Raw genomic sequence first — 26,099 nt, 5'->3', positions numbered from 1 at the left:
AAATATTGACAATGAGTAAAGTAGTTGCATTCGGCGAAATAATGTTGCGCTTTTCTACAGAAAGACATTTGCGTTTTTCTCAGGCTAAAGCGTTTACAGCGTCTTATGGCGGAGGTGAATTTAACGTTTGTGTTTCTCTGGCGAATTACGGAATTAATACAGAGTTTGTTACCAGATTGCCTGAAAACGAAATTGGTTACTGTGCAGTTCAGGAGATGCGTAAAATGAATGTTGAATCTAAAAGTATTGTTTACGGCGGAGAACGTTTAGGAACGTATTATTTAGAAACTGGAGCAGGAACCAGAGGAAGCAATGTGGTGTACGATCGCGCGCATAGCTCGATGGCAACGATTCAAAAAGGAGATATTGATTGGAAGAAAGTACTTGAAGGCGCTACCTGGTTCCATTTTAGCGGAATTTCAGCTGCAATTTCCCAAAGTGCCGCAGAAGCATGTCTTGAAGCAGTTCAAATTGCGCATGAATTAGGTTTGACGATTTCATGTGACTTGAATTACAGATCAAAATTATGGCAATATGGCAAAACTCCAAGTGAGGTTATGCCAGAGTTATTAAAATACAGTCACGTTATTTTAGGAGATATAGATACAGCCTATTTTATGTTAGGAATTCCTAAAGTAAATCCGGATTATCAGGATGAGGAATCTTTACCAGTTTTATATTCTAAGTTATATGAGCTTTGTCCGGACTTAAAAACAGTGGCAACTACATTGCGTTATTCAGTTAGTGCTTCGCATCAAAGAATTGGTGGCGTTTTATTTGACGGGAAAACCATTTTTAATGCAGCTGTACAGGAAGTAACTCCTGTAATCGACAGAGTAGGTAGTGGCGACGCCTTTATGGGCGGATTAATCTACGGATTAGTTGAGTATAAAGAAGACAAGCAAAAGGCATTAGATTTTGCAGTGGCAGCTTGTTGCTTGAAACATACCATTGCCGGAGATTATAATTTGGTTACATTAAAAGAAGTTGAAAACATGGCGGGAGGAAATTCTGCCGGATTAGTATCAAGATAAATAAAGTATGGCAAAGTATTCAAGAATTGAAGTAGCTCAGACGATGAAAGACAACGGAATGGTTCCTTTGTTTTTTCATTCGGATATTGAAATCAGTAAAAAAGTATTAAAAGCCTGTTATGATGGAGGATCCAGATTAATGGAATTTACCAGCAGAGGTGATTTTGCTTTCGAAGTTTTTGGAGCATTAAATAAATATGCATTGGCTGAACTGCCGGGGATGATTTTAGGTGTTGGTTCTGTTACTGATGCGGCGGCGGCTTCATTATACATGCAGCTTGGCGCTAATTTTATTGTAACTCCGGTATTTAGGGAAGATATTGCAATAGCGTGTAACCGTAGAAAAGTTTTATGGTCGCCTGGCTGTGGAACACTTACAGAAATTGCAAGAGCCGAAGAGTTAGGTTGTGAAGTGGTAAAATTGTTTCCTGCTGATACTTATGGGCAAGAATTTATTAAAGCAATTAAAGGACCATGTCCGTGGACTACAATTATGCCTACAGGAGGTGTTTATCCAACTGTTGAAAGTTTGTCTTCATGGTTAAATGCCGGTGCTACCTGCGTTGGTCTTGGTTCACAATTGATTTCAAAAGATTTGTTGGATAAGCAGGATTTTGAAGGATTAAAAAATAAAGTAAGTGATGTGTTGAACATCATTAAAGATATTAGAAATAAATAAGGAATAATTAGTTTGTTCCTTATTTCAAAGCAGTTTTTTTTAGAGTTTTAAAGGTTGTAATTGAACATTACGCTTGAAAAATAAAGTTTGTCACTCCTCACAGCAAACTTTATTTTAACATTTACAAGTGTAATGTTTCTTTTACAATAATAAAACAGGTAAGGGATTAATGAGGTTATTTATAACACTTTTAGAGAAGATTTAAAATGAAAAAATTAAATAGAGTAAATACAGGTTTAGAAAATTTAAAGCCTATTAAAGTAGTTCAGTTTGGAGAAGGAAATTTCCTTAGAGCATTTGTTGATTATGCTTTTCATAAACTAAACAAAGAGGTTGATTTCAACGCTGGTATTGCAATTGTTCAGCCATTGAAAGATGGTATGGTAAACATGATAAACGATCAGGATGGTCTTTATACTTTGTTTATGAACGGGATTAAAAAAGGCGAAAAAATACAAGACATTCAGCTAATTGATAATATTGTAAAAGCTATAAATCCATATACTGAATTTGCAGATTATTTAGCTTTAGCTAAAGAGGAAGAGCTTCAGTTTATTGTTTCAAATACTACTGAAGCCGGAATTGAATTCCTTGATACTGATACTCCGGACATGCAGCCACCGGCAGCATTTCCTGCAAAATTGACTGTTTTACTTTATGAAAGATTCAAACATTTCAATGGAGATGCTTCTAAAGGTGTAACGATTATTCCTTGCGAATTGATTGATTATAACTCGGAGACTCTAAAAAAATATATTTTACAATATGTTGATTTATGGAAGTTAGAGGACGCATTCAAAACATGGGTATCTGATGCTTGTACGTATCACAGTACTTTGGTTGACAGAATCGTTCCGGGATATCCAAGAGCTGAAATTGAAGACTACAACAGTAAATTAGATTATCAGGATAATTTAATTGTTGCTGCTGAACCATTTTTCCTTTGGGCTATTGAAGGCGATGATGATTTGAAAGCAAAACTACCTTTTCATAAAACGGATTTGAATGTGAAAATTGTGGATGATATCCGTCCTTTCAAAATGATCAAAGTTCGTATTTTGAATGGCGCGCATACAGCAATGGTTCCTACTTCTCTTTTATACGGTAACAAATTAGTAATGGAAACGGTTAACGGAGATTTTACCGGGAAATTCGTAAACAGTGTTATCAGTGAAATCAGCGAAACGCTTGCGATGGACAAAAATGAAATCGCTGCCTATTCTGAAGAGGTAATGGATCGTTTTAAAAATCCATTTATCAAACATGCACTTGCAGATATTGCTTTAAATTCTATTTCAAAATTCAAAGTAAGGGTTTTACCAAGTTTATTAGGATATTATAATGCAAATAAAAAATTGCCGGTTAGTTTGACTTTCTCATTGGCTTCTTTAATACAATTTTATAAAGGGACATGGAATAATGAAGCATTGCCTGTAAAAGATACTCCCGAATTAGTTGAGGCATTTAACAATGCATGGCAATTAGGAGCTTTAGATTCAGTTGTGGATGCTGTTTTGGCTAATACAGATTTTTGGGGTCAGGATTTAACAAAAATTAATGGTCTTTCTGAAGCATTAGTTGTAGCTTTAACCGAAATTGAAGCAAATGGAATTGAAAAAGGTTACGCTAATTTCAGCGCAAAGTACTAATTAGATTTTAAAATTATTATCATGCAAAAAAAATTAATAAAAGTAAATCCAGCAGATAACGTAATTGTCGCTTTAACCGATTTGGTCCAAAACGAACAAATTATGTTTGAAGGAACTACAGTCTCACCAACAACTGATGTTAAAGCAAAACATAAAATCACAGAGAAAGATTTTGCAATTGGTGATGAGATTATAATGTATGGAGTTTTGGTTGGGAAAGCTGTAAAACCTATAAAAAAGGGAGAGGTAATTACCACTGAAAATGTAAAACATGAAAGCGAAAAAGTTTTTGGCAAAAATGGAAATCTAGGGTGGACTCCACCAAATGTAGATCGTTGGAAAGACAAAACTTTCAATGGATATCACCGTTCAGATGGACAAGTTGGGACTAAAAATGTTTGGTTATTTATTCCGTTAGTTTTTTGTGAAAATAAAAATATCGAAAAGCTGAAAGATATTTTCGAAAACGAATTACTGCCAAAAAAAGAAGTTTCTTATAAGAACTTATTACGTTCTTTAATTGAAGAAAAAAGTGTAGAAGAAGTAGCTGAGAGAAATTCAAATGAAAATCTTTTAGATAATATTGAAGTAAAATTTATCAATCATCAAGGTGGTTGTGGTGGAATTCGACAAGATTCTGAATTGTTGGCAAAATTACTTGCAGGATATGTTAACAATCCAAATGTTGCTGGTGCCACTATTTTAAGTTTGGGCTGTCAAAATTTGCAGGTAGATATTTTTAAAGCTGCATTGAAAGCAATGAGTCCAAATTGTGATAAAGAAATTTTGATCTACGAGCAGCAACAAATTGGAACTACCGATCAGATGTTCCAGATGGTGATTAAAGATTCTTATGAAGCCATTAAAAGAGCTAATAAAATTGAACGCAAACCTGCTCCTATTTCAAAATTAAGTATTGGTTTGGAATGTGGTGGATCTGACGGATTTTCAGGTATATCGGCAAATCCGGCATTAGGAGTTGTTTCAGATATTTTTGCAGCTTTGGGAGCCAAATCCATTTTGGCAGAGTTTCCGGAATTATGTGGCGTTGAGCAAGAATTGATGAACAGATGTGTAACCGAAGAAAAGGCAGACAAGTTTTTATCTTTGATGAAAGCATTTGAAAAATCAGTTGTAGATGCAGGTTCAGGGTTTGATATGAACCCATCTCCGGGAAATATTAAAGACGGATTAATTACAGATGCGATGAAATCTGCCGGTGCATCTAAAAAAGGAGGAACTGCACCTATTGTAGATGTTTTGGATTATGGTGAATATATTTCACAACCGGGTTTAAATCTTCTAAATACCCCAGGGAATGACGCTGAATGTACCACAGGATTGGTTGGAGCTGGAGCAACAATAGTTTTATTTACAACAGGTTTAGGAAATCCGATGGGAAATCCAGTAGCACCCGTCGTAAAAATTGCTTCAAACACAGCATTGACCAATAGGATGTCGGATATTATCGATTTCAATGCCGGAACTGTCATTACTGGTGAAAAAAACATCACTGAAGTTGGAGAGGAACTCGTTGATTATATTATAGAATTGGCTAGCGGAAACGTGGAAACAAAAGCAGATCAGTTGAAACAAGATGTGTTTATTCCTTGGAAAAGAGGGGTTTCATTATAATTTTCCCAACGTTTAACTTATATAAGTAATTTTTACTATGTAGAAAGGTAGCTGATAAAGCTGCCTTTTTTTGTTTTTCTTTAGAGATAAAACTTTAAGGTGTAACGTAATGATTTGCAAATTAAATAAAACTCACATAATTTATTTTTAAAAAATTAAAAAGTAGTTCTTGTGGAAGACTGGCGAATATGCAGTTCGGGTGCAAGGATCACCTTTTTTTGTATTTTAATAGTTTCGGTTTTACTTATTTGCTCTAAGAATACCTTTGCAGCCATTTTTCCCATTTCAAGCGGAGACTGGTCAACTGAAGTTATTGATAGCTCCATGAACTTGGTGAAAGGCTCGTTACTGAATCCTGCTACACAAAAATCATCAGGAATAGAGATGTTTCTTTCCTTTAATTCCTGAATGGCACCTAAAGCAGCAAAATCACTTGAAGAAAATATAGCATCGGGAGGAGTTTCCAGTTGTAACAAAATGTCTACTGCTTCTTTTCCTGATTCTACGCTACTTTTAATCGGAATAACATATTCTTCCTTAAATGGTATTCCGCTATCCAGTAATGCTTGTTTATAGCCTAAAAATCTATTTTTAAATATATCAAGTGACTGGTCTCTGGAAAAATGAGCGATATTTCTGCAGCCTTCGTTGATTAAATGTTTTGTAGTAAGATAGCCTCCTTTGAAGTCATTAATAGTTACAGAGCTAACTCCGTCAATATGTCTGGTTCTGTCAAAGAAAATTAAAGGAACATTTTTTTGGAGAACGTTTTGAAAGGCTTCATAATTTTCATCAGTAACATCAGTAACAGACATTAAGATACCATCTACCTGTGCATCGATTAAAGCATACAGATTTTCATTTTCTCTTTTGGGATCATCATGAGTCTGTGAAATAATAACATGATAGCCGTGAGGATATAATTCTTCTTCAATGCCTCTAATTACGGTTCCAAAAAAATTATTGTCAACTCGAGGAACTATGATACCTATATTGTTGCTTCTTCCACTTTTTAATGCCAATGCCAGCTTGTTGGGTTTGTAACTCATTAAGTCAGCTGTTTGCTGTACTAATTCGCGTGTGCTTTTTTTTATTTTCGGGTTGTTATTTAAAGCTCTTGAAACAGTAGCTGCAGTAATGTTTAGTCTCTTGGCAATATCGTATATAGTGGTTTTTTCACTCATTCAAAAAAATATTCTTTTATTTTATTCAGCACAAAAATACTTTTTTTTTGAATAATTCAATATAAAATATCATCGATTGATAAAATGTTATTATTTTAGTTGTAAATGTGTATAAAAATAAAAGCTATAGGTTTTTATTTTGCAATTAATGTAATTGTTTTATTGAGAATACGGCATGGTAGAAGTTTAATTATAAATAGAAAGAGAATTAGATTTTTACAGAAAAAGTAAACGTTATTAAAAGAAATGGATTAATAGTCAAGAGTAATTATAAATTTATTCTGGACGTAGATTTACGAATATGTAATTCTGGTGCTAAAACTACCTTTTTTTCGATTTTAATAGTGTCTGTTTTGCCAGCTTGTTCTAAAAACACACGCGCTGACATTTTTCCCATTTCAAGAGGTGACTGATCAACAGAAGTTATCGATAGCTCCATAAACTTAGTGAAAGGTTCGTTACTAAAACCTGCAACACAAAATTCTTGCGGAATACTAATGTTTCGGTCTCTTAATTCCTGAATAGCCCCTAAGGCAGCAAAATCACTTGAAGAAAATATGGCGTCTGGTGGTGTTTCAAGTTCAAGTAAAATATTAATGGCATTTTTTCCAGCTTCAACACTACTCTTGGACTGAATAACATATTTTTCGTTAAATCGGATTCCATTATCCAGTAAAGCCTGTTTGTATCCTAAAAATCTATTTTTGAAAATTTCTAACGACAGATCTCCGGATAGATGTGCAATACATTTGCATCCTTGATTAATTAATTGTTTTGTAGCTATGTAACCGCCTTTAAAATCATTTATTGTAACAGAGCTTACACCTTCTATATGTTTGCTTCTGTCAAAGAAAATCAATGGAACATTCTTTTCCAATACGTTACGAAAAGCGCCATCATTTTCATTAGTAACATCTGTAACTGACATTAAAATACCGTCAACCTGCGCATCAATTAAGGTATAAAGATTTTCATTTTCTCTTTTTGGATTTTCATGTGTCTGGCAAATAATAACCTGATAACCATGGGGATAGAGCTCTTCTTCGATTCCTCTAATTACAGATGCAAAAAAATTACTGTCAATACGAGGTACAATAACTCCAATATTATTACTTCTTCCACTTTTTAAAGCTAAAGCTAATTTATTTTGTTTATAGTTCATTGAGGCAGCAGTTTCAAGAACTAATTTTTTGGTGCTATCTTTTATTTTAGGGCTGTTATTCAGTGCTCTCGATACTGTGGCAGCAGTTATATTTAATTTTTTTGCAATATCATAAATGGTTATTTTTTCGCTCATTCAAAATTCATATTTTGATTATTTTAACACAAAAATACATTTTTTTTGCAAACAGAAGGATAAAATGTTATCGATTACCAAAAAAAAGCTACATGTTAAATATGATGGAGCAATGGTAAAAAATTATGTTTTTTTTTACAACAATTACAATTAATGTTACTTTTTAAAAATAAAAGCATAATTTTTATTCGAATTTATTTGTTGATGTAATTCGATTTCTTTACTTTCGTGTAATCGATTACATAATTAAAAAGTCTTGATTAATAAATAGAATGATGGTGTATAATGTTTTTAAAAATAATTACTCATTTTTAATAATGATATGTTGTATTGTTTTCATGTCTTGCAGGCTCAAAACATTAGAAACATCAATTGAAGATCCATGGAAAAAAATGGACTTTGTTATAAAGACTATGCCTCAAGTTAATTTTTTAGAGAAAGATTATAATTTGAAAGATTTTGGCGCAGTTGGAGATGGAGTTGTGTTCAATACAATTGCTTTTGAAAAGGCAATAAAAGCTTGTACTTCTAATGGTGGCGGAAGAGTTATTGTTCCCGAAGGAAAATACTTAACCGGGCCTATACATTTGGAAAATAATGTGAATTTGCATTTGAAAGATAATGCAGAAATTCTGTTTAGTACAAGTCCAAAAGATTATCCAATAGTTCATACTTCTTTTGAAGGAACAGAATTAATGAATTACTCCCCACTTATTTATGCTAAGAATAAAACAAATGTTGCTATAACAGGTAAAGGCACTTTGAATGGTCAGGCTAGTAGTGGCAACTGGTGGGTATGGTCCGGTGCTAAAGATTATGGCTGGAAAAAAGGGATTCCTTCGCAAAATGACCCAACTAATCGTGAAGTTTTGGTTGATATGGCAGAAAAAGGTGTGCCGGTTTCAGAAAGGATTTTTGGAGAAGGACGTTATTTAAGGCCTAATTTTATTGAATTCTTTGAATGTAATACTGTTCTGATAAAAGATATTAGAGTAATTAATGCCCCTTTTTGGATTTTGCACCCAATAAAATCCAATAATGTAATTATAGACGGGGTTACAGTTGATAGTCATGGACCTAATAATGATGGCTGTGATCCTGAATATTCGCAAAATATACTAATTAAAAATTGTGTGTTTAATACAGGAGATGATTGCATTGCCATAAAATCAGGGAGAGATGCTGATGGAAGAAGAGTAGGGATACCCAGCAAAAATATTATTGTACAAAATTGTAAAATGATAGACGGTCATGGAGGAGTTGTAATTGGTAGTGAAATATCCGCAGGTGTAAATAATGTTTTTGTAGAGAATTGCATTATGGATAGCCCAAATTTAGACAGGGCAATTCGTATCAAGACCAATTCTAAACGAGGAGGGGTTATTGAAGATGTTTATGTGAGGAATCTGGAAGTAGGAACTGTTAAAGAATGTGTCCTGAAATTAAATATGTTTTATAATGTATACGGTTCGCAGACAGGAAACTTCATTCCGGTTATCAGAAATGTAAGTTTAGAAAATGTAAAAGTAAAAAAAGCAGGTAAATATGGTATTTGGGCTGAGGGATATAAAGAATCCCCTGTGGAAAACATTACGCTTAAAAATGTAGTTATCGAAAAAGCAGACTCTGTTTATTTATTGAAAAATATTAAGAATTTTAATTTTATTAATACTTATATCAATGACAAAAATATAGAATCAGTTAAAAAATGATTTTTTACTGCATACTATTAATGTTATTTTCAATCAGTATAGAGAAAAAGTCTGTTATTTTGCCAGATTTGTATATTAGCTAAATTTAGTTTATGAAGAATATTTTTTTAGTACTTCTGTTCTTTGTATCAAATTCTTTTTTTGGACAAATCAATTTTCCCATCGATACCTCATATACGATAAAAAGTACCTATGCTAAACTAATAAAAAAATATCCCTTCATAAAAATTGCTCAGGAAGTAAAAAACAAAAATGTTGCTGAAATTAAAGATGTGATTTATAGTCACGATAAAAATAGAGCATTACATTTGGATGCATATTTAAATAAAACCAAAAGAAAAAATCCCGGTGTAGTTATGATTCACGGAGGAGGTTGGAAATCAGGTAGTAAAAGTCAAATGAAAGTAATGGCACAAAGAATAGCTTCACAAGGATATTCCTGTTTTGCAATTGAGTACAGGCTTTCATTAGAAGCCAAGTATCCGGAGGGAATTTTAGATGTTAAAAATGCAATAAGATTTATAAAAGATAATGCACGAAAATTCTATGTAGACCCAGACAAAATTGCTGTTTTAGGATGTTCTTCAGGAGGTCAAATGGCAGCTTTGATTGGTACAACAAATAAGAATCCGGCTTTTGATGATATTTTAAATAAAAGCAAATCTTCATCAGAGGTAAATGCAATTATTAATATAGATGGCATTTTAGCTTTTAAACACCCGGAATCATCGGAAGGTGAAGTAGCAGCTTTATGGCTTAAAGGTACTTTTGATGAAAATCCTGAAAACTGGAAAAATGCTTCTGCTTTGACTCATACAGATAAAAATACACCGCCAACATTATTTTTGAATAGTAGTATTCCGAGATTTCATGCAGGAAGAGATGATATGATTAAAATTTTGAATATAAATAATGTTTACAATGAAGTTCAGACTATTAAGGATTCGCCCCATTCTTTTTGGTTTTTTACTCCCTGGCTGGATGAAACAATTTTATATACAACTCAATTTTTAGATAAAATTTTTAAAAATAAATAAATTACAGTACAAATACGAAACATAATTTGATAGCAATAAATAGTTTTATAATTATATGTGATGTAATCAAATAATAAGATTTTCAAAAAGTTAAAATAATCACTATGTTAAACAACACAATCAACACTTTAAAAGTCGCCACACTTTTCGTTTCATTCGCAATTTTTGGATGCAAGACAGCATCGCCCGAAGCAGGAAAAACTACCAACTCTACAAATCAAACAGTAGTTTCTAAAGATTTGAAATGGTCAGACAAAATGGCGTTGACATTAATGAAACGTCATCCTGAATCCTGGCAGATTGATGATTCAAAAGCACCAAAATGGGACTACGTTCACGGACTTGTTTTGTATTCATTTCAGGAATTATATAAAAAAAATCCAAATCCGGCATATGCTTCTTATGTGCAGGGATATCTGGATGCATTAATTGAAAATGACGGCACAATCAAAACCTATGAAATTGAAAAATACAATATCGATATGATTGTGGCTGGGCGTTTGCTTTTTAATGCTTATGATAAAACAAAAGAAGAAAAATATTTAAAAGCGATGCAATTGTTACGCCAACAGTTAACAGTACATCCAAGAACCCAGTCTGGAGGATTCTGGCATAAAAAAATCTATCCTAATCAAATGTGGCTGGATGGTTTGTATATGGGGGAACCTTTCTATGCTGAGTATACAGCAACTTTTGAAGGAGGAAAAAACCTTGATGATGTTGCCCATCAATTCGAACAAATTCAATTACATGCAACAGATCCGGCTACAGGTTTATTATATCACGGATGGGATGAAAGCAAACAAATGCCATGGGCAAATAAAGAAACAGGAAATTCACCAAACTTCTGGTCCAGAGCTCTTGGCTGGTATGTAATGGCTCTTGTTGATGCTTTAGATTATTTCCCGAAAGAGCATCCAAAACAAAAAGAATTGGTTGGTTATTTAAATAAAGTTTCGGAAAGTTTAGCAAAATATCAGGATAAATCAGGTTTATGGTATCAGGTTACAGATAAAATGGACAAGGAAGGAAATTATCTTGAAGCTTCAGGTTCATCTATGTTTGCCTATGCATTTGCAAAAGGTGTTAATAAAGGATATTTACCTGCAAAATTCAAAAAATTAGCTAACAAAGCTTTTGATGGACTAACTACTCAGTTAATCAAAGTTGATGCAGACGGAACTATAACATTAACTCAGGCTTGTCAGGTAGCGGGACTTGGAGGAACTCCATACAGAGATGGTTCTTATGAATATTATGTAAATGAAAAAAAGAAAGATAATGATCCTAAAGCAACAGGACCTTTTATTCTGGCAGCATTAGAATTAAACAGATAATACCTTTTAAATGAAATTTGTCATAATAACATCTATTTTGTTGTCTAGTATTTTGATGCAGGATTCGACTGCGCAGGAAAAAAAACAAAACAATTATTCAAATGTCTGGATGGCAGATCAGGGTGACGGTACTTATAAAAATCCTGTTTTATATGCTGATTATTCTGATCCGGATGCTATCAGGGTGGGAGATGATTATTATATGACTGCTTCATCTTTTAATTGTATTCCTGGCCTGCCTATTCTTCATTCGAAGGATTTAGTAAACTGGAAATTGATAGGATATGCACTTTCCAGACAAAAACCATTAGAAATATACAATAATGTCCAGCATGGAAACGGAGTGTGGGCTCCCTGTATTCGTTTTCACAAAAATGAATTTTATATTTACTATCCCGATCCTGATTTTGGGATTTATGTCGTGAAAGCAAAAAAAGCTGAAGGCCCGTGGTCTGAACCTGTTATGGTAAAAGAAGGAAAAGGATTGATTGACCCAACACCTTTGTGGGATGAAGACGGTAAAGCATATCTGGGTTATGCTTTTGCAGGCAGCCGTGCAGGAGTAAAAAGTGTTTTGGCAGTCTGTTCAATGAATAAGGATGGCTTATCTGCAAATAATGATGATGTTATGATTATTGACGGACACACGGATGAACCAACCATTGAAGGGCCTAAATTTTATAAACGTAATGGTTATTATTATATTTTTGCTCCTGCTGGAGGAGTAGCCACAGGCTGGCAGACAGTTATGAGGGCTAAGAATATTTTTGGTCCTTATGAAAAAAGAAAAGTGATGGAACAGGGAAAAACAACTGTTAACGGCCCACATCAGGGTGCATGGGTTCAGACACAAACAGGTGAAGACTGGTTTCTTCATTTTCAGGATCAGTTTGCTTACGGAAGAGTTGTTCATTTGCAGCCCATGAAATGGCAGCAAGACTGGCCGGTAATTGGAAGCGATGACGATAATGATGGTATTGGAGAGCCTGTTATGGGATATAAAAAACCAAATGTTGGTAAAAAAACTTTTCCGGTTGCAACACCACCTGAAAGTGATGAATTTAATAATCCTAAACTTGGGCTTCAATGGCAGTGGCATGCAAATCCGCAGATAACATGGGGGCTTCCTACCTCAATGGGTTACTATAATTTGAATTGTATCCCTGTCCCTAAAGATTATAATAACCTGTTTGATATTCCCAATTTACTTTTGCAAAAATTGCCGGCAAATGAGTTTACGGCGACTACAAAAATCACTTTCAATTCCAGATTCGATGGAGAATATACAGGTTTGGTTATCATGGGACTCGATTATAGTTTTTTATGTCTCAAGCAAAACGAAGGAAAATTATTTCTTTCGCAAAAAACAGCTTTAAGATCAGATAAAAAAGGAGTTGAATCTGAAAATAAGAGAATCGAAATAAAAGACAGGACAATATACCTGCAGGTAAAAGTAAAATCGGGAGGAATATGTAATTTTTTCTATAGTGAAGATGGGCAAAAATTCAATGCAATAGGTGATACTTTTACAGCCAGAGAAGGAAAATGGATAGGTGCTAAGATAGGATTTCTAGCTCTTAGAGAAGGAGTTATAAATGATGCGGGAAGCGTAGCAATAGACTGGTTCAGAATAACTGACTAAAACTAAATAACTAAATAAATAACTAAAATTAACCAATTAAATGAATCAACTAAAAAAGACAGCGTTATTACTTCTAATTATTACTGGCTGTCATGTTAATGCACAGGATAAAGCCAAAAAATGGCCAGACTTAATTGTAAAAAGTTACTCCGCCTGGTTTGGATCTGAAGAAGGCAAAAAAGTAGGCGAAAATGTTTTGCTTTACCAAAGGGATATTGGAGGCTGGCCTAAAAATATTCCAATGCTTAATGAACTGACAGAAGAAGAAAAAGCTAAATTAGTAGCCCTAAAGCCAATAGCAAAAGATTGTACAATCGATAATAGAGCTACGACCCAGGAAATACTTTTTGTTTCAAAAATGTATGCACAGACAAAAGATGAAAGATATAAAGATTCGTTCTTGAAAGCAGTGAATTATTTACTTTCTGCACAATATCCTAATGGTGGCTGGCCTCAATACTTTCCGTTAAAAAAAGGATATTATACACATATTACCTATAATGATAATTCAATGGTTGATGTTTTGAATGTATTAAAGGAAATAGCAAATGAAACACCATATTATAGTATTAAACCATCTCAAGAGGTTATTGACAAAGCTAAAATTGCAGTTAATAAAGGAATTGAGTGTATTTTAAAAACGCAATACAAACAAAATGGTGTTCTCACAGTTTGGTGTGCACAACATGATGAAGTTACTTTTGCTCCGGCACAAGCAAGAGCTTATGAGCTTGCTTCTTTAAGTGGAAAAGAATCAGCTAAAGTTGTATTGTTTTTAATGTCTATCGAGAATCCCTCACCGGAAATTAAGACAGCTGTCAAAAGCGCTTACGATTGGTTTGAAAAGACAAAAATAACCAATCTTAAGGAAGAACGCATCTATGATGAAGACGGTAAAATTATAGGAAAAAAAATGTATCCTATGGTAGATAGTGCGCCCATTTGGCCAAGATTTGCAGAACTTGATACTAATGAGGCCATTTTTTGTGACCGTGACGGAATTAAAAAGAGATTTATAACCGATATTGGAGAAGAAAGAAGAAATGGTTATTCGTGGTATTCTAATGAGCCGAAAGAAGTTCTTAAAAAATATAAGAAGTGGGCAAAAAAGAATAATTTAGAAAGTAGTGATTCAGAATAATTTTTAATAAGAATTGATTCGCTAATTGTTTTTTCTGAGTCAGACAAAATACAAATCATGAATATTAGACTTCTTTTTTTTCTATTGTTTTCAGTAGTTTCTCTTGCCCAGGAAAATAAATTCCCAACAGCAAAGGCAGATTCGATTATAAATGCTATTCAGTTGCCAAAAATCCCTTCTTATCAGGTCAATATCGCAAAGCTGGGTGCTAAAGGGGATTCTGTTTCCAACAGCAAACCTTTTTTCGATAAGGCAATGGCATTGTGCAAAAAGAATAATGGCGGGACAATTGTGGTTCCAAAAGGTATTTATCTTTTAAACGGCCCGATTCATTTTGTTAGCAATGTGAATTTGAGAATTGAAAAAGGAGCTAAGATTAAATTTAGCGATAACCCAGAAGACTATCTACCAATGGTCTTAACCAGCTGGGAGGGCACAATGCTTTACAATTACAGTCCATTGATATATGCTTATGATTGTAAAAATATTGCAATAACCGGTGAAGGAACAATTGATGGAGAAGGAGGAAAGACCTGGAAAACCTTTAAATCAAAAGAAGGTAAAGGAAAAGAACTCAGCCGCGAAATGAACCATACGAATGTTCCATTAATAGACAGAAAATTTGGAACAGGTTACTTTTTGCGTCCGCAGATGATTCAGTTTTTTAAATGTTCGAATATATTGATTGAAAATGTTCGAATTGAAAATTCGCCTTTTTGGTGTTTGCATTTGCTCAAGTCTGAAAGTATAACCATCAGAGGGATAAGTTATAAGTCATTAAATTATAATAATGATGGTGTTGATCCGGAATATGCTAAAAATGTTTTAATTGAAAATGTAACGTTCAATAATGGCGATGATAATATTGCCATAAAAGCTGGAAGAGATCATGAAGGAAGAGCAAACTCAGCGACTCCAAGTGAAAATATTATTATCAGAAACTGCAATTTTAAAGGACTTCACGGAGTGGTTATTGGAAGCGAAATGTCTGCAGGTGTAAAAAATGTTTTTGTCGAAAATTGCAAGACGGTTGGTTATCTGAAAAGAGGAATTTATCTGAAAACTAACGCTGACAGAGGAGGTTTTATAAAAAATGTTTTTGTTAAAAATATTAAGCTGGACGAAGTTGAAGACTGCCTTTATATAACTGCAAATTACCACGGAGAGGGAAAAGGATATCAGTCTGAAATTTCAAATGTGTCTTTCTCTGATATTTCGTGTAATAAAGCATCAGCTTCGGGTATTGTTATACAGGGTTTTGCGGATAAAAAAATAAAGAATATCTCTTTGAACAATATAGAAATTAAGTCCGCAAAAAATGCTATTTCAAGTACAAATGCTGAAAATGTCATTCTGAATGAAGTTTTCATTGGAGAAAAAGCTACAGTTCCTTCAGCAGCAAAATAGTTTAATACAAATAAAATGAAAAAGTACATATTAATTTTTTGGTTGGTTTCAACCGTTTGTTTTGCACAAAAGACTACCGCCTATACCATCGGTGATTCGACAATGGCAAACAAAAAAGATCCTGATAAAAATCCGGAACACGGTTGGGCTCAGGTTTTACAACCTTTTTTTAAAGATAATATCGTTATAGATAACAGGGCTTTAAACGGAAGAAGTACCAGAAGCTTTATTGCTGAAAAACAATGGGAGGCAGTTTATAATAGTCTTAAAAAAGGGGATTATGTTTTTATCGAGTTTGGGCATAATGACCAAAAAAATATGGACTCACTGCGTTATACTAATCCACACACAGCGTACAGACATAATTTAATCCGTTTTGTAAAAGAGAGCCGTGAAAAAGGGGCAATTCCAATTTTATTGACTTCAATTGCAAGAAGGAATTTTAATGAAAAAGGCGTTTTAATTGGTACGCATGGAGATTATCCTCTGGAAACAAGACTGGTTGCCCAGGAATATAAAGTTCCTTTTATAGATTTAGAATACTATACAGAACTGTTGGAACAGTCTTATGGTCCTGAAAAATCAAAGCAACTGCATTTGCATTTTAAAGCGGGGGAAAATCCTTTTTATAAAGAAGATAAAGCAGATGATACACATCTTTCTTTGAAAGGCGCAACAGAAATAGCACAGATTGTGGTTAATCAAATAAAACTTTTGGAAGACCCTTCTGTTGAAAAACTTAAAAAGGGAATTAAATAAATTTCAATTATATTATAAAAGAATCGTATCCGATGTTTAATTCGGATACGATTTTTTTATTTTAGACTAATTGATAATTAATCAATATTATTTTTTTTGCAACGGACTTATAATCTGAACGTTCTGAAAAACAATAGCTCCTTTTACAACACCTGCAATTGTGCTTCTTAAAGCATCAATGATCTGCATTTTTAATTCGCTTTTTGGGTAAATTAAACTCACTTCACGCGCAGGTTTTGGTTCTTTAAAATTACGCAGTTTTAATTTGTCAGATTCCTTTAAATCTAAGGTATGAAGATAAGGGAGCAGTGTTGTCCCCAAACCTTCATCGGCTAATTTTATAAGGGTCTCAAAACTTCCACTTTGTATCTGGAAATTGTTTTGTTCTGTTTCAGTAGCGTTTTTGCACAAATTCAAAATACCGTCTCTGAAGCAATGTCCGTCTTGTAATAATAAAATTTCATTGATATTTAAATCAGAAACTTCTATTTCTTCTTTTTGGTAAACAGAATGATGCTCAGGAATATAAGCGACAAAAGGTTCAAAATACAATACGATTTCCTTGATTTTTTCATCTTCGAGAGGAGTTGCGGCTATAGCAGCATCCAAATGGCCATTTTTTAATTTTATAATAATTTCATCTGTATTTAGCTCCTCAATCAAAAGTTTTACTTTTGGATATTTTTTTATAAAATTATTTAAAAACATCGGCAAAAGTGTAGGCATTATGGTTGGTATTATCCCTAAACGGAATTCCCCTCCAATAAAACCTTTCTGTTGCTCTACTATATCCTGGATACGATTTGCTTCATTTACAATATTCTTGGCCTGATTTACAATTTTTTGGCCAATATCAGTAAGCTGAATGGGTTTTTTACTTCTGTCAAAAATTAAAATATTAAGTTCTTCTTCAATTTTTTGTATTTGCATACTTAATGTAGGCTGAGTCACGAAACATTTTTCTGCAGCTAATGTAAAATTTTTATGTTCAGCCACTGCTAAAACATATTGTAATTGAGTAATAGTCATTTCATAGTATTTTGTGATGCAAAAATAAGAAAATATAATTTTTAACTATGCTTTTTCAGGACAACTTATTTTAAATTTGTAAAAAACATACTATAAAATAGATAAAGATGAAAACAAATATTTTAGGACTACCTGTTAAAGAATCAGAATTAGTAGTAAATGAATTGAACGTACTGCTATCAAACTTTCAGATTTACTATCAGAATTTAAGAGGAATTCATTGGAATATCAGAGGAAAACGTTTCTTCGATTTACATGTAAAATTTGAAGAATTGTATACTGATGCACAATTAAAAATTGATATGATAGCCGAAAGAGTTTTGACAATTGGCGGAACACCATTGCATACTTTCGAAGATTATATTAAAAACAATAAACTTACAATTGGAAAGAATATTTCGAACGATGAAAAAGCAGTTCAGCTCATTGTAAATTCATTATCTGATTTGTTGAAAATTGAAAGAAATATTCTTAATCAATCTGGAGAGATCAATGATGAAGGTACTAATTCAATGATGAGTGATTTCATTGCCGAGCAGGAAAAAACAATTTGGATGATGAATGCATGGCTTGAAGAGGAATTGTAAAATAGTATTAGTGAGTTCTTTAGAAGGCTGAATAACGAAGATCGATTATTCAGCTTTTTTATAAATGTTAAATTTCTATAAAAATTTTAACGTGACACTTTGATTTTACATCTATAACATTATTTTTGTTCAGATGAAATTAGTAGCCCGCATATTATTATTCATATTTATCGCCTTCTTATCAACTCCAACAATTGTGGCCATGATAAAGAAAAGCAACAACGCGGCTATAACAATCAGTATTTCTGAAGAAGAAAAATCTCATAAAGAAATTAAGGCAGCAGTTTATGCTGACGCTCTTGATCATGAATTGACAATGCCTGTTTTCACAGAATCAAAAATTATAGTATCAGGTAATATTGTAAAACTTGACAATATTTCTCCAAGCATTTTTGCACCACCCCCAAATTTCGTATAATACTTCCGATTATTTTGAACCAACTGTATTTATATAAATGCAGTAGATTTTTTATACATTATTTTAGTATTATATCATGACAAAAAAAATTAATCTTTTTGCCAACCTCAAATCTGACTTCGCTTCAGGTTTAGTGGTTTTTCTGGTGGCTCTTCCATTGTGTTTAGGTATAGCAATGGCTTCAGGTGCACCTTTATTTTCAGGAATTATTGCAGGTGTTATTGGCGGAATCGTAGTGGGTTATTTAAGCCAGTCACATATCAGCGTTTCCGGACCTGCAGCAGGACTAACAGCAATTGTATTAACGGCTATTACTGATTTTGGTGCTTTTGATGTGTTTTTGCTTTCTGTTTTTATAGCAGGGGTAATTCAGTTAGTATTAGGGTTTTTAAAAGCAGGTAGTATTTCGAATTATTTTCCGACTAACGTAATCGAAGGAATGCTGGCAGGTATCGGAATTATTATAATCCTGAAACAAATTCCACACGCTTTTGGTTATGATGCTGATTATGAAGGTGATCAGGCTTTTGTTCAAAATGACGGAAGTAATTCTTTTTCATTTTTATTTGATGTAATTAATCATATTCAATTAGGAGCCGTAGTAATCTCCCTGATATCATTGGTAATTTTGATTTCATGGGATAAAGTTCCGTTTTTAAAAAGATTAAAATTAGTTCCAGGAGCTCTTGTAGCTGTAATTTTAGGAGTTGTCCTGAATGAATTTTTTACATCTTCAGGAAGTTCACTTGCTATTGGAAAAGAACATTTAGTTTCGTTGCCAGTTCCAAAATCTTTTGAGGACTTTAAATCGATTATCATTACGCCAAATTTTGCAGCCGTAACAAATCCACAAGTTTGGATTGTAGGTATTACAATTGCTATAGTTGCTTCTATTGAGACACTATTGTGTATTGAAGCTTCAGACAGGATGGATGTTCAGAAACGATATACAAATACAAATGTTGAGCTTAAAGCGCAGGGATTAGGAAATATGGCGAGTGCACTTTTAGGAGGTTTGCCAATGACATCAGTAGTGGTCAGGTCATCTGCAAACAACAATGCTGGTGCTAAATCTAAAATGTCAACTATAATTCATGGAGTGCTTTTATTAATCAGTGTACTGTCAATTCCGGTAGTATTAAATAAAATTCCATTGGCTACTTTGGCAACTGTCCTGATTTTGGTTGGATATAAATTAGCAAAACCGGCAACTTTCATGCATTTCTGGGAAAAAGGAAAATACCAGTTTATCCCTTTTATAGCAACATTAGTCTTTGTTGTCGCTACAGATTTGCTGAAAGGTGTTGCGTTGGGAATTATAATAAGTATCATCTTTGTATTAAGAGGAAACCTGAAGAGAGCATACAACTTCAAAAAAGAAGAATATGAAGATGGCGATATTATTCACATCGACTTAGCCCAGGAAGTTTCCTTTTTGAATAAAGCTGCTATAAAACAGACTTTAAATGACATTCCGGAAAATTCAAAAGTAATAATTAATGCCCATGACACAGAGTATATTGCGCATGATGTACTTGATTTGATTCGTGAGTTTAAGGAAACCCGTGCTATTGACGAAAATATTAAGGTGAAGCTTAAAGGCTTTAAAGAAGCTTATGAGTTAGAGAATACGCCTGAAAATAATAACCATGTTTCTATTGAACATTACTATGATGTGGCTAAAAGGGCATTGGTTAAAAAAGAAGAAGTAAAAGAAGATTTTTAAAACAAATAAAATAAATTTAAGTGGTTCTATGACTTGAAAACCTTCAAAAATAAGGTAACTTTACATAGAAATACCATTCAAACAAATAAAAAGATGAGAGAGTTTTATAAACAGCTATTAGAAAATAATAAAAAGTGGGTTGAAACTTCATTAGCAAAAGACCCTAACTATTTTGCTGATTTAGCTAAAGGGCAGCAGCCGCCATTGTTATGGATTGGATGTTCTGACAGTCGTGTTCCTGCAAACGAAATTGTTGGCGCAAAACCAGGTGAAGTTTTTGTACACAGAAACATTGCTAATATGGTAGTGCATTCTGATATGAATATGCTGAGTGTTTTGGATTATGCGGTAAACGTACTAAAAATTAAACATGTAATTGTCTGCGGACATTACGGTTGCGGTGGTGTAAAAGCTGCTATGGGAAATCAATCTGTTGGAATCATTGATAACTGGATTCGTCACATTAAAGATGAATACCGTCTGCACGATAAATATTTAAATTCTATCGAGGATGAAACAGAACGTTTTAATGCCTTTGTAGAAATCAATGCAAAAGAACAAGTTTATAACTTGGCTAAAACTTCAATTGTTCAAAACGCTTGGAAAAACGGACAGGACTTAATGCTTCACGGATGGGTTTACGGTTTAAATTCAGGTTTTGTTACCGATTTAAATGTAAATATCGCTTCTAATGAAGAACTTGACGAAGTTTACCAATTAAAATTTTAATTGAAAAAATATAGTAATGAAAAATCGCCCTGTAAAAAAGGCGATTTTTTTATTCATTTTCGTCCAGATTTTCATTAAAAGCTGACGGTAACATCGTGGGAATAAATTTTATTAAAATCGGCAATAGCAAACTTCCTCCGGGAAGTAAAAAGATCGTAAGTGATGGAATCGTCTTGCAGATGTCCAAAAGCTGTTTTTTTACTTTTTTCTTTTCTTTGGCATCTAAATCCCTTGTTGTAGAATAGGCCAAAAGAATCATTAATTCTTTGCTTTGAACAATTTCCTTCACTAACCTGTTTTTGTTTCTAATAATCAGTTTTACGACCATATGCGTCATTTGATCATAGAAATGCTTTACCGGATTCGAATAATTGAAATATGGTATTTTGCTTTTATGGGTTGTTATAAATGCATTAGTCGTTTTAATGCTATTAGTTACAAATTCATCTGATACATTCATCATAGATCCTAATGAATATAAAAAGTATGCTTCTTCATTCTCAACAACACCATCACTCCATAAAGCCATTCCGGCCATATCGATTAAATAATAGTGCTCCAGTTTGTTTTTGAAATAATCAAGATTTAAAGTTTCTAAAGTATCAACAGTTACTTTTGAGAATTTAGAATATCGTATAGAAGCTTCAAAAAGTTTAATTAATAAATCGTCGTACTGTGATTTTACGGTCTTGGTTTTTAATGCTAAACCAACAATTCCTAAAACAGTTTCTTCAATTCTTTTCAGATATTTTTCCGGGATTTCTCCTTCTTCCAAATATTTCCTAAAAGCAAGAACATCAATAAACAAAAGCGCATTCGTTACTAAATGTGAGAAGTTTTTACTAATGATGCTGTCATTGGTTTGTACCCTCTGGTCAATTATGTTTTCCAGCGAAAGAGCAGGTGTATCTTTTGGAAGCAGCATTTTAAATAAACTGAACCCTTCCGGATTCATTTCTTTATAAAATTTCAAGACTTCTGATAGGAAGTTAGCTGGTTCAGAATTTCTTTTTTCTAAGCAGAAAACATGATATAAAGTGTTTAATAAAGCAGTTTTTGAGATTTCGGTTTTAAACCAGCCTTTTATCGGAATAGGAATCTGGGTGTCGATAGAAATGATATGTCCGTAAATAAAACCGGTTTCTCTTACCTGATAGTAAAACGAGTCTGCTGTTTCAAAAGGAATTGCTTCTGAAAACTTTTGTTCATTAAAAAACTTGTCTATCCAGCCTGGTGCCGATGGGTTAATCATTAACTTTTAATTTGAGGATACAAAGCTATATCTTTTTTCTTGTGTCAAGATTATTTTTAAATGAAATAACCACTAGATTTTGTAGAAAATAGTGGTTATCATATGTCTTATGTTTTTATATTATTTGATGATTCCGGCACAAGCAACCCTGCCTCCTGCATTTCCTGTAGGCTGCGTTGTAAAATCATCCGCTCCCTGATGCACAATTAGTCCCTTTCCTAAGATATTTTTAGTTTCGTCATCACCGCCAATAGCCCATTCGTCTGTTGTCAAAGTGATAGTTCCATTGCCGTTTGCATCTGCAGTAAAATTGCCAATATCTCCTTTATGATATTCACCAACTCCCCATTTTCCATGTTTTTTAAAAGTTGGATTCCAGTGGCCGCCTGCAGAACTTCCGTCAGCAGCAGAGCAATCTGATTTTTCATGAATGTGTATAGCATGAACACCTGGCTGCAAACCAGCTATTTTTGCTGTAAAAGTTACTTTACCATTCTTTTCTGTAAAAGTAGCAGTTCCTGTAACTGTACTGTTGCTTTTTGGCTCTAAATTTACAGTTAAAGTTTTTGCATCGTTTGATTTTGTACTAGTCTTACAACCAATAATTAAGGCTGTAATTATTGCGAAGGAAACAATTATTTTTTTCATGAGTGAGTTTTTAAATTATACGTTAAGTAAATTTAACATAAAACAGTTGATATTCTTTAGGACCTAACGTTAAAAAAATCTAAAACTATTCAATGTAATTTAAGTTTGTTTTTTGATATAATGCTCAAAAAAATGCTTAATTTAGATGTGTTTTTTAATGAAAAAATATAATTATATCTGGAATATATTAAAAACTTAAAATTTATGATAAAGAATTTTTTTACCCTTGTTTTATTTAGTTTCCTTTTAATTTCATGTAATATTTTTAAATGCAACAAGAATACTATTTCTAAATTAGAAGGTAAATGGGAGCTTAATTACATATCCGGGCCACGAATTGCATTTGATGGTTTATATCCAAATAAAAAACCGACAATAAACTTCAATACAAAAGAAAAAATGGTTTCTGGTAATAATAGTTGTAACTCCTATACTGGAAAACTTGTTGCAACAGAAAATAAGATTGATTTTACACAGCCGATGGTATCAACAAAAATGATGTGTCTGGACGGGCAGGGTGAACAAGTTTTTATGAACACTTTGTCAAAAGTAACTTCCTATAGTATTACTGATGATGGAAAAACTTTAAATCTTATTTCTGGTGATATTGCAACGATGCGATTTACAAAAAAGTAAAAAATATTTTAAACTATTAATTATATAATTTATGAAAACTAAACTATTTGCATTAGTAGTAATATTGTCCTTTTTAACCATTCCCGGATCAGCACAGGGAAAATCAAGAAAAGATCTTAAGGCTGAAAGACAACTACAGAAACAAAAAGAAATTGAATCGCTAATGAATTCGAAGAATTTTGTTTTTGAAGCACAAAAAGTTATGCCACAAGGCGGAAGACTTTTAAATTTAGATTACGATCGCTATTTTTTGAAATTTAATGAAGCCAAAACAACCTGCGATCTGCCCTTTTTTGGGCGTGGATTTAATGTGCCATACGGAGGAGGTGATGGCGGAATAAAATTCGAAGGAGTTCCTGAAAATATTGTGATTGAAAAAAAGAAAAAGTCATATAATATAAAGGCAACTGTAAAAGGCAAAGATGATTTCTACAATCTCTTTTTTACTGTTTTCTTAGATGGCGGGGCATCTCTTTCAGTTAATAGCAATAATAGGGCGTCAATTTCCTATGATGGAGAAATTGAGACGCCAAAATTAGAGGAAGTTAAAAAATAAAACCCTATAACAAGTACTTTATTTTCTGTATATAAATTAGAAAGCCGCATTTGTTTCAGGACAAATGCGGCTTCAACAAATTAAAACCTAAAAAGTATTTTGAGCTAGAAGCAGTATGAATTTTCTGCAACTAATTTTTCTGCAATTTTTTCACGTAATGCCACAACATTTGGCAGGTTAGTGTATTTAGTGAAACGTTTAAGTCCCATTAACATCATTCTTTGTTCGTCTCCTTCTGCAAAAGAAGCGATTCCTTCTTTTCCTCTTAAGTTTACGATATCTACTGCTTTGTACAAGTATAATTTTGCCATTGCAATTTGCTCCTGAACTTTATCTTCTCCTTGAGATTTAGCTAATTTTTCAGTTCTCAAGATAGTACTTTCAGCCATGTAGATTTCGATTAAGATATCAGCAGCAGCCATTAATAACTGTTGGTGAGAATCTAAATCTGGACCGTATTTTTGAACAGCACTTCCGGCAACCATTAAGAAAACTTTTTTCAAATTAGCCACGATTACTTTTTCTTCAGAGAATAATTCAGAGAAATCTGGAGTATCAAAAGATGGAATCCCCATTAATTCTTCTTGAACTTTCATTGCTGGACCAAGTAAATCAACGTGTCCTTTCATTGCTTTTTTGATTAGCATACCCACAGAAAGCATTCTGTTGATTTCGTTTGTACCTTCGTAAATACGAGCAATACGAGCATCTCTCCAGGCACTTTCCATCGGAGTATCTTCAGAGAATCCCATTCCTCCAAAAATCTGAATTCCTTCGTCAGAACAGTTTTGAACGTCCTCAGAAACCGCTACTTTCAGGATAGAACATTCGATAGCGTATTCTTCAACACCTTTTAATTCTGCTTCCTGATGAGAAGTTCCTTCAGCTTCACGAGCAGCGATTCTGTCTTCGATGTCTTTTGCAGCACGGTAAGAAGCACTTTCTCCAGCGTAAGCGCTAGTTGCCATTTCAGCCAGTTTAGAACGGATAGCCCCAAAAGAAGAAATAGAAGTGTTGAACTGAATTCTTTCATTAGCATATTTTACAGCTCCTGAAGTAACTCTTCTTTGTGCATCTAAACAAGCAGCAGCCAATTTAATACGTCCAACGTTTAAAGCATTCATAGCGATTTTGAAACCGTTTCCTCTTTCAGATAACATGTTTTCAACTGGAACTTTTGTTTCGTTGAAGAAAACCTGACGAGTAGAAGAAGCACGAATTCCTAATTTATGCTCTTCTTCATTCATAGAAATTCCGTTTGAAGGATCATTTTCTACGATGAAACCTGTAATGTTTTTATCATCTCCAATACGAGCAAAAACGATGAAAACGCTGCAGAAACCTGCATTCGAAATCCACATTTTTTGACCTGTGATTGAATAGTATTTTCCGTCATCAGATAAAACTGCTTTTGTTTTTCCTGAGTTAGCATCAGATCCTGCGCCTGGCTCAGTTAAACAGTAAGCACCAAACCATTCTCCTGAAGCCAATTTCGGAACGTATTTTTTCTTTTGTTCTTCAGAACCATAAAGTGTAATTGGCATCGTTCCAATTCCGGTATGAGCTCCGAAAGCAGTTGAGAAAGAACCAGTTGCTCCCGAAATGTAGTCACAAACCAACATTGTAGAAACGAATCCCATTCCTAATCCGCCGTATTCTTCTGGAACTGCAACGCCTAAAAGTCCCAATTCACCTGCTTTACGCATAGATGATTCTGTATAAGCGTAATCTTTTTTTTCAAAACGATCTTTATGCGCCCATAATTCTTTGTCTACGAACTCTTTTACAGAGTCACGCATCATTAACTGCTCTTCTGAGAAATCTTCTGGAGTAAAGATATCTTCACATTTTGTTTCTTTTACTAGGAATTGACCTCCTCTTGTTTTGTCGCTCATGACTTTTATTTTTTTGTTTTTAGTATCTTTTTATTTTTTTTGGTGATCCCAGAAGGATTCGAACTTTCGACCTACACATTATGTTTTTTGTCCTCAATCTTGTCATTCTG

23 protein-coding genes are annotated in these 26,099 nt (G+C 33.5%); 17 read left to right on the top strand and 6 right to left on the bottom strand.

Annotated features, from left to right (window positions below):
* The first annotated feature begins 11 nt into the window (after positions 1-11).
* The 4 genes from K8B81_RS16595 (at position 12) to K8B81_RS16580 (ending at position 4,997) form a co-directional block, all read left to right on the top strand.
* Complete coding sequence (locus K8B81_RS16595) at positions 12-1,034, top strand: sugar kinase (RefSeq protein ID WP_223682678.1); 1,023 nt, start codon at positions 12-14, stop codon at positions 1,032-1,034.
* 7 nt (positions 1,035-1,041) lie between these two features.
* Positions 1,042-1,713 (top strand): bifunctional 4-hydroxy-2-oxoglutarate aldolase/2-dehydro-3-deoxy-phosphogluconate aldolase, encoded by a 672-nt coding sequence (locus K8B81_RS16590; protein ID WP_223682677.1) that lies wholly within the window; start codon positions 1,042-1,044, stop codon positions 1,711-1,713.
* 206 nt (positions 1,714-1,919) lie between these two features.
* A complete protein-coding gene (locus K8B81_RS16585) occupies positions 1,920-3,362 on the top strand; it encodes a tagaturonate reductase (protein ID WP_223682676.1) in 1,443 nt (480 codons plus the stop codon).
* A 21-nt stretch (positions 3,363-3,383) separates the two neighbouring features.
* Positions 3,384-4,997: a UxaA family hydrolase gene (locus K8B81_RS16580; RefSeq protein ID WP_223682675.1), complete on the top strand. Its 1,614-nt coding sequence runs from the start codon at positions 3,384-3,386 to the stop codon at positions 4,995-4,997.
* A gap of 155 nt (positions 4,998-5,152) precedes the next feature.
* Here K8B81_RS16580 and K8B81_RS16575 read toward each other — a convergent pair whose 3' ends face one another.
* Together K8B81_RS16575 and K8B81_RS16570 are read right to left on the bottom strand one after the other, a co-directional pair.
* Complete coding sequence (locus K8B81_RS16575; RefSeq protein ID WP_223682674.1) at positions 5,153-6,181, bottom strand: LacI family DNA-binding transcriptional regulator; 1,029 nt, start codon at positions 6,179-6,181, stop codon at positions 5,153-5,155.
* A gap of 268 nt (positions 6,182-6,449) precedes the next feature.
* Positions 6,450-7,478, bottom strand: a complete 1,029-nt coding sequence (locus K8B81_RS16570; RefSeq protein WP_025571680.1) for a LacI family DNA-binding transcriptional regulator — start codon at positions 7,476-7,478, stop codon at positions 6,450-6,452.
* Between the two features lie 317 nt (positions 7,479-7,795).
* Between K8B81_RS16570 and K8B81_RS16565 the strand changes: the two genes are divergently transcribed.
* The 7 genes from K8B81_RS16565 (at position 7,796) to K8B81_RS16535 (ending at position 16,513) form a co-directional block, all read left to right on the top strand.
* Positions 7,796-9,190 carry a glycoside hydrolase family 28 protein gene (locus tag K8B81_RS16565; RefSeq protein WP_223682673.1) on the top strand — a complete coding sequence of 465 codons (1,395 nt, stop codon included), beginning with the start codon at positions 7,796-7,798 and terminating at the stop codon, positions 9,188-9,190.
* Between the two features lie 92 nt (positions 9,191-9,282).
* A complete protein-coding gene (locus tag K8B81_RS16560) occupies positions 9,283-10,227 on the top strand; it encodes an alpha/beta hydrolase (RefSeq protein WP_223682672.1) in 945 nt (314 codons plus the stop codon).
* Between the two features lie 104 nt (positions 10,228-10,331).
* Positions 10,332-11,564: a glycoside hydrolase family 88/105 protein gene (locus tag K8B81_RS16555; RefSeq protein ID WP_223682671.1), complete on the top strand. Its 1,233-nt coding sequence runs from the start codon at positions 10,332-10,334 to the stop codon at positions 11,562-11,564.
* Positions 11,565-11,574: 10 nt separating this feature from the next.
* The gene (locus tag K8B81_RS16550; protein WP_223682670.1) at positions 11,575-13,206 is read left to right on the top strand and encodes a glycoside hydrolase family 43 protein; all 1,632 of its coding nucleotides are present in this window, start codon (positions 11,575-11,577) and stop codon (positions 13,204-13,206) included.
* A gap of 40 nt (positions 13,207-13,246) precedes the next feature.
* Complete coding sequence (pelA, locus tag K8B81_RS16545) at positions 13,247-14,347, top strand: pectate lyase (protein ID WP_223682669.1); 1,101 nt, start codon at positions 13,247-13,249, stop codon at positions 14,345-14,347.
* Positions 14,348-14,404: 57 nt separating this feature from the next.
* Entirely contained in the window at positions 14,405-15,754 is a 1,350-nt protein-coding gene (locus K8B81_RS16540; RefSeq protein WP_223682668.1) for a glycoside hydrolase family 28 protein, read from the top strand.
* Between the two features lie 15 nt (positions 15,755-15,769).
* Entirely contained in the window at positions 15,770-16,513 is a 744-nt protein-coding gene (locus K8B81_RS16535; protein WP_223682667.1) for a rhamnogalacturonan acetylesterase, read from the top strand.
* A gap of 87 nt (positions 16,514-16,600) precedes the next feature.
* Here the strand turns inward: K8B81_RS16535 and K8B81_RS16530 are convergent, their stop codons facing one another.
* Positions 16,601-17,542 carry a LysR substrate-binding domain-containing protein gene (locus tag K8B81_RS16530; RefSeq protein WP_025572890.1) on the bottom strand — a complete coding sequence of 314 codons (942 nt, stop codon included), beginning with the start codon at positions 17,540-17,542 and terminating at the stop codon, positions 16,601-16,603.
* Positions 17,543-17,649: 107 nt separating this feature from the next.
* Here K8B81_RS16530 and K8B81_RS16525 point away from each other — a divergent pair, with 107 nt between their 5' ends.
* The 4 genes from K8B81_RS16525 to can all read left to right on the top strand — a co-directional run bounded on the left by K8B81_RS16525 (position 17,650) and on the right by can (position 21,002).
* Positions 17,650-18,129: a Dps family protein gene (locus tag K8B81_RS16525; RefSeq protein ID WP_025572891.1), complete on the top strand. Its 480-nt coding sequence runs from the start codon at positions 17,650-17,652 to the stop codon at positions 18,127-18,129.
* Positions 18,130-18,331: 202 nt separating this feature from the next.
* A complete protein-coding gene (locus K8B81_RS16520) occupies positions 18,332-18,547 on the top strand; it encodes a hypothetical protein (RefSeq protein ID WP_223682666.1) in 216 nt (71 codons plus the stop codon).
* A gap of 76 nt (positions 18,548-18,623) precedes the next feature.
* Complete coding sequence (locus K8B81_RS16515; RefSeq protein ID WP_223682665.1) at positions 18,624-20,273, top strand: SulP family inorganic anion transporter; 1,650 nt, start codon at positions 18,624-18,626, stop codon at positions 20,271-20,273.
* A 93-nt stretch (positions 20,274-20,366) separates the two neighbouring features.
* The gene (gene can, locus K8B81_RS16510; protein ID WP_223682664.1) at positions 20,367-21,002 is read left to right on the top strand and encodes a carbonate dehydratase; all 636 of its coding nucleotides are present in this window, start codon (positions 20,367-20,369) and stop codon (positions 21,000-21,002) included.
* Between the two features lie 49 nt (positions 21,003-21,051).
* Here the strand turns inward: can and K8B81_RS16505 are convergent, their stop codons facing one another.
* A complete protein-coding gene (locus K8B81_RS16505) occupies positions 21,052-22,254 on the bottom strand; it encodes an LETM1-related biofilm-associated protein (RefSeq protein WP_223682663.1) in 1,203 nt (400 codons plus the stop codon).
* A gap of 120 nt (positions 22,255-22,374) precedes the next feature.
* Positions 22,375-22,902, bottom strand: a complete 528-nt coding sequence (locus K8B81_RS16500; protein ID WP_223682662.1) for a superoxide dismutase family protein — start codon at positions 22,900-22,902, stop codon at positions 22,375-22,377.
* 204 nt (positions 22,903-23,106) lie between these two features.
* On the opposite strand from K8B81_RS16500, the gene K8B81_RS16495 reads away from it, so the two are divergent.
* Together K8B81_RS16495 and K8B81_RS16490 are read left to right on the top strand one after the other, a co-directional pair.
* Positions 23,107-23,538, top strand: a complete 432-nt coding sequence (locus tag K8B81_RS16495) for an META domain-containing protein (RefSeq protein WP_223682661.1) — start codon at positions 23,107-23,109, stop codon at positions 23,536-23,538.
* A gap of 31 nt (positions 23,539-23,569) precedes the next feature.
* Positions 23,570-24,094 carry a DUF4251 domain-containing protein gene (locus K8B81_RS16490; RefSeq protein ID WP_223682660.1) on the top strand — a complete coding sequence of 175 codons (525 nt, stop codon included), beginning with the start codon at positions 23,570-23,572 and terminating at the stop codon, positions 24,092-24,094.
* 104 nt (positions 24,095-24,198) lie between these two features.
* On the opposite strand, the gene K8B81_RS16485 is transcribed toward K8B81_RS16490, so the two are convergent.
* The gene (locus K8B81_RS16485) at positions 24,199-25,989 is read right to left on the bottom strand and encodes an acyl-CoA dehydrogenase family protein (protein WP_223682659.1); all 1,791 of its coding nucleotides are present in this window, start codon (positions 25,987-25,989) and stop codon (positions 24,199-24,201) included.
* Positions 25,990-26,099 lie beyond the last annotated feature (110 nt).

This window comes from Flavobacterium hibisci (assembly GCF_020026925.1).
GTDB classification, from domain to species: Bacteria; Bacteroidota; Bacteroidia; order Flavobacteriales; family Flavobacteriaceae; genus Flavobacterium; species Flavobacterium hibisci.
The sequence above is the reverse complement of the archived record's forward strand: the minus strand, read 5'-3'. Positions and strand labels throughout refer to the sequence as shown.

What these genes read in the sequence shown, in the direction of transcription:
- K8B81_RS16540 (WP_223682668.1), top strand. Translation starts at nt 14,405, where the DNA reads ATGAATATTAGACTTCTTTTTTTTCTATTGTTTTCAGTAGTTTCTCTT.
- K8B81_RS16485 (WP_223682659.1), bottom strand. Translation starts at nt 25,989, where the DNA reads ATGAGCGACAAAACAAGAGGAGGTCAATTCCTAGTAAAAGAAACAAAA.
- K8B81_RS16500 (WP_223682662.1), bottom strand. Translation starts at nt 22,902, where the DNA reads ATGAAAAAAATAATTGTTTCCTTCGCAATAATTACAGCCTTAATTATT.
- K8B81_RS16555 (WP_223682671.1), top strand. Translation starts at nt 10,332, where the DNA reads ATGTTAAACAACACAATCAACACTTTAAAAGTCGCCACACTTTTCGTT.
- K8B81_RS16490 (WP_223682660.1), top strand. Translation starts at nt 23,570, where the DNA reads ATGAAAACTAAACTATTTGCATTAGTAGTAATATTGTCCTTTTTAACC.
- K8B81_RS16520 (WP_223682666.1), top strand. Translation starts at nt 18,332, where the DNA reads ATGATAAAGAAAAGCAACAACGCGGCTATAACAATCAGTATTTCTGAA.
- K8B81_RS16595 (WP_223682678.1), top strand. Translation starts at nt 12, where the DNA reads ATGAGTAAAGTAGTTGCATTCGGCGAAATAATGTTGCGCTTTTCTACA.
- K8B81_RS16525 (WP_025572891.1), top strand. Translation starts at nt 17,650, where the DNA reads ATGAAAACAAATATTTTAGGACTACCTGTTAAAGAATCAGAATTAGTA.
- K8B81_RS16550 (WP_223682670.1), top strand. Translation starts at nt 11,575, where the DNA reads ATGAAATTTGTCATAATAACATCTATTTTGTTGTCTAGTATTTTGATG.
- K8B81_RS16590 (WP_223682677.1), top strand. Translation starts at nt 1,042, where the DNA reads ATGGCAAAGTATTCAAGAATTGAAGTAGCTCAGACGATGAAAGACAAC.
- pelA (WP_223682669.1), top strand. Translation starts at nt 13,247, where the DNA reads ATGAATCAACTAAAAAAGACAGCGTTATTACTTCTAATTATTACTGGC.
- can (WP_223682664.1), top strand. Translation starts at nt 20,367, where the DNA reads ATGAGAGAGTTTTATAAACAGCTATTAGAAAATAATAAAAAGTGGGTT.
- K8B81_RS16585 (WP_223682676.1), top strand. Translation starts at nt 1,920, where the DNA reads ATGAAAAAATTAAATAGAGTAAATACAGGTTTAGAAAATTTAAAGCCT.
- K8B81_RS16575 (WP_223682674.1), bottom strand. Translation starts at nt 6,181, where the DNA reads ATGAGTGAAAAAACCACTATATACGATATTGCCAAGAGACTAAACATT.
- K8B81_RS16570 (WP_025571680.1), bottom strand. Translation starts at nt 7,478, where the DNA reads ATGAGCGAAAAAATAACCATTTATGATATTGCAAAAAAATTAAATATA.
- K8B81_RS16560 (WP_223682672.1), top strand. Translation starts at nt 9,283, where the DNA reads ATGAAGAATATTTTTTTAGTACTTCTGTTCTTTGTATCAAATTCTTTT.
- K8B81_RS16530 (WP_025572890.1), bottom strand. Translation starts at nt 17,542, where the DNA reads ATGACTATTACTCAATTACAATATGTTTTAGCAGTGGCTGAACATAAA.
- K8B81_RS16495 (WP_223682661.1), top strand. Translation starts at nt 23,107, where the DNA reads ATGATAAAGAATTTTTTTACCCTTGTTTTATTTAGTTTCCTTTTAATT.
- K8B81_RS16505 (WP_223682663.1), bottom strand. Translation starts at nt 22,254, where the DNA reads ATGATTAACCCATCGGCACCAGGCTGGATAGACAAGTTTTTTAATGAA.
- K8B81_RS16565 (WP_223682673.1), top strand. Translation starts at nt 7,796, where the DNA reads ATGATATGTTGTATTGTTTTCATGTCTTGCAGGCTCAAAACATTAGAA.
- K8B81_RS16535 (WP_223682667.1), top strand. Translation starts at nt 15,770, where the DNA reads ATGAAAAAGTACATATTAATTTTTTGGTTGGTTTCAACCGTTTGTTTT.
- K8B81_RS16515 (WP_223682665.1), top strand. Translation starts at nt 18,624, where the DNA reads ATGACAAAAAAAATTAATCTTTTTGCCAACCTCAAATCTGACTTCGCT.
- K8B81_RS16580 (WP_223682675.1), top strand. Translation starts at nt 3,384, where the DNA reads ATGCAAAAAAAATTAATAAAAGTAAATCCAGCAGATAACGTAATTGTC.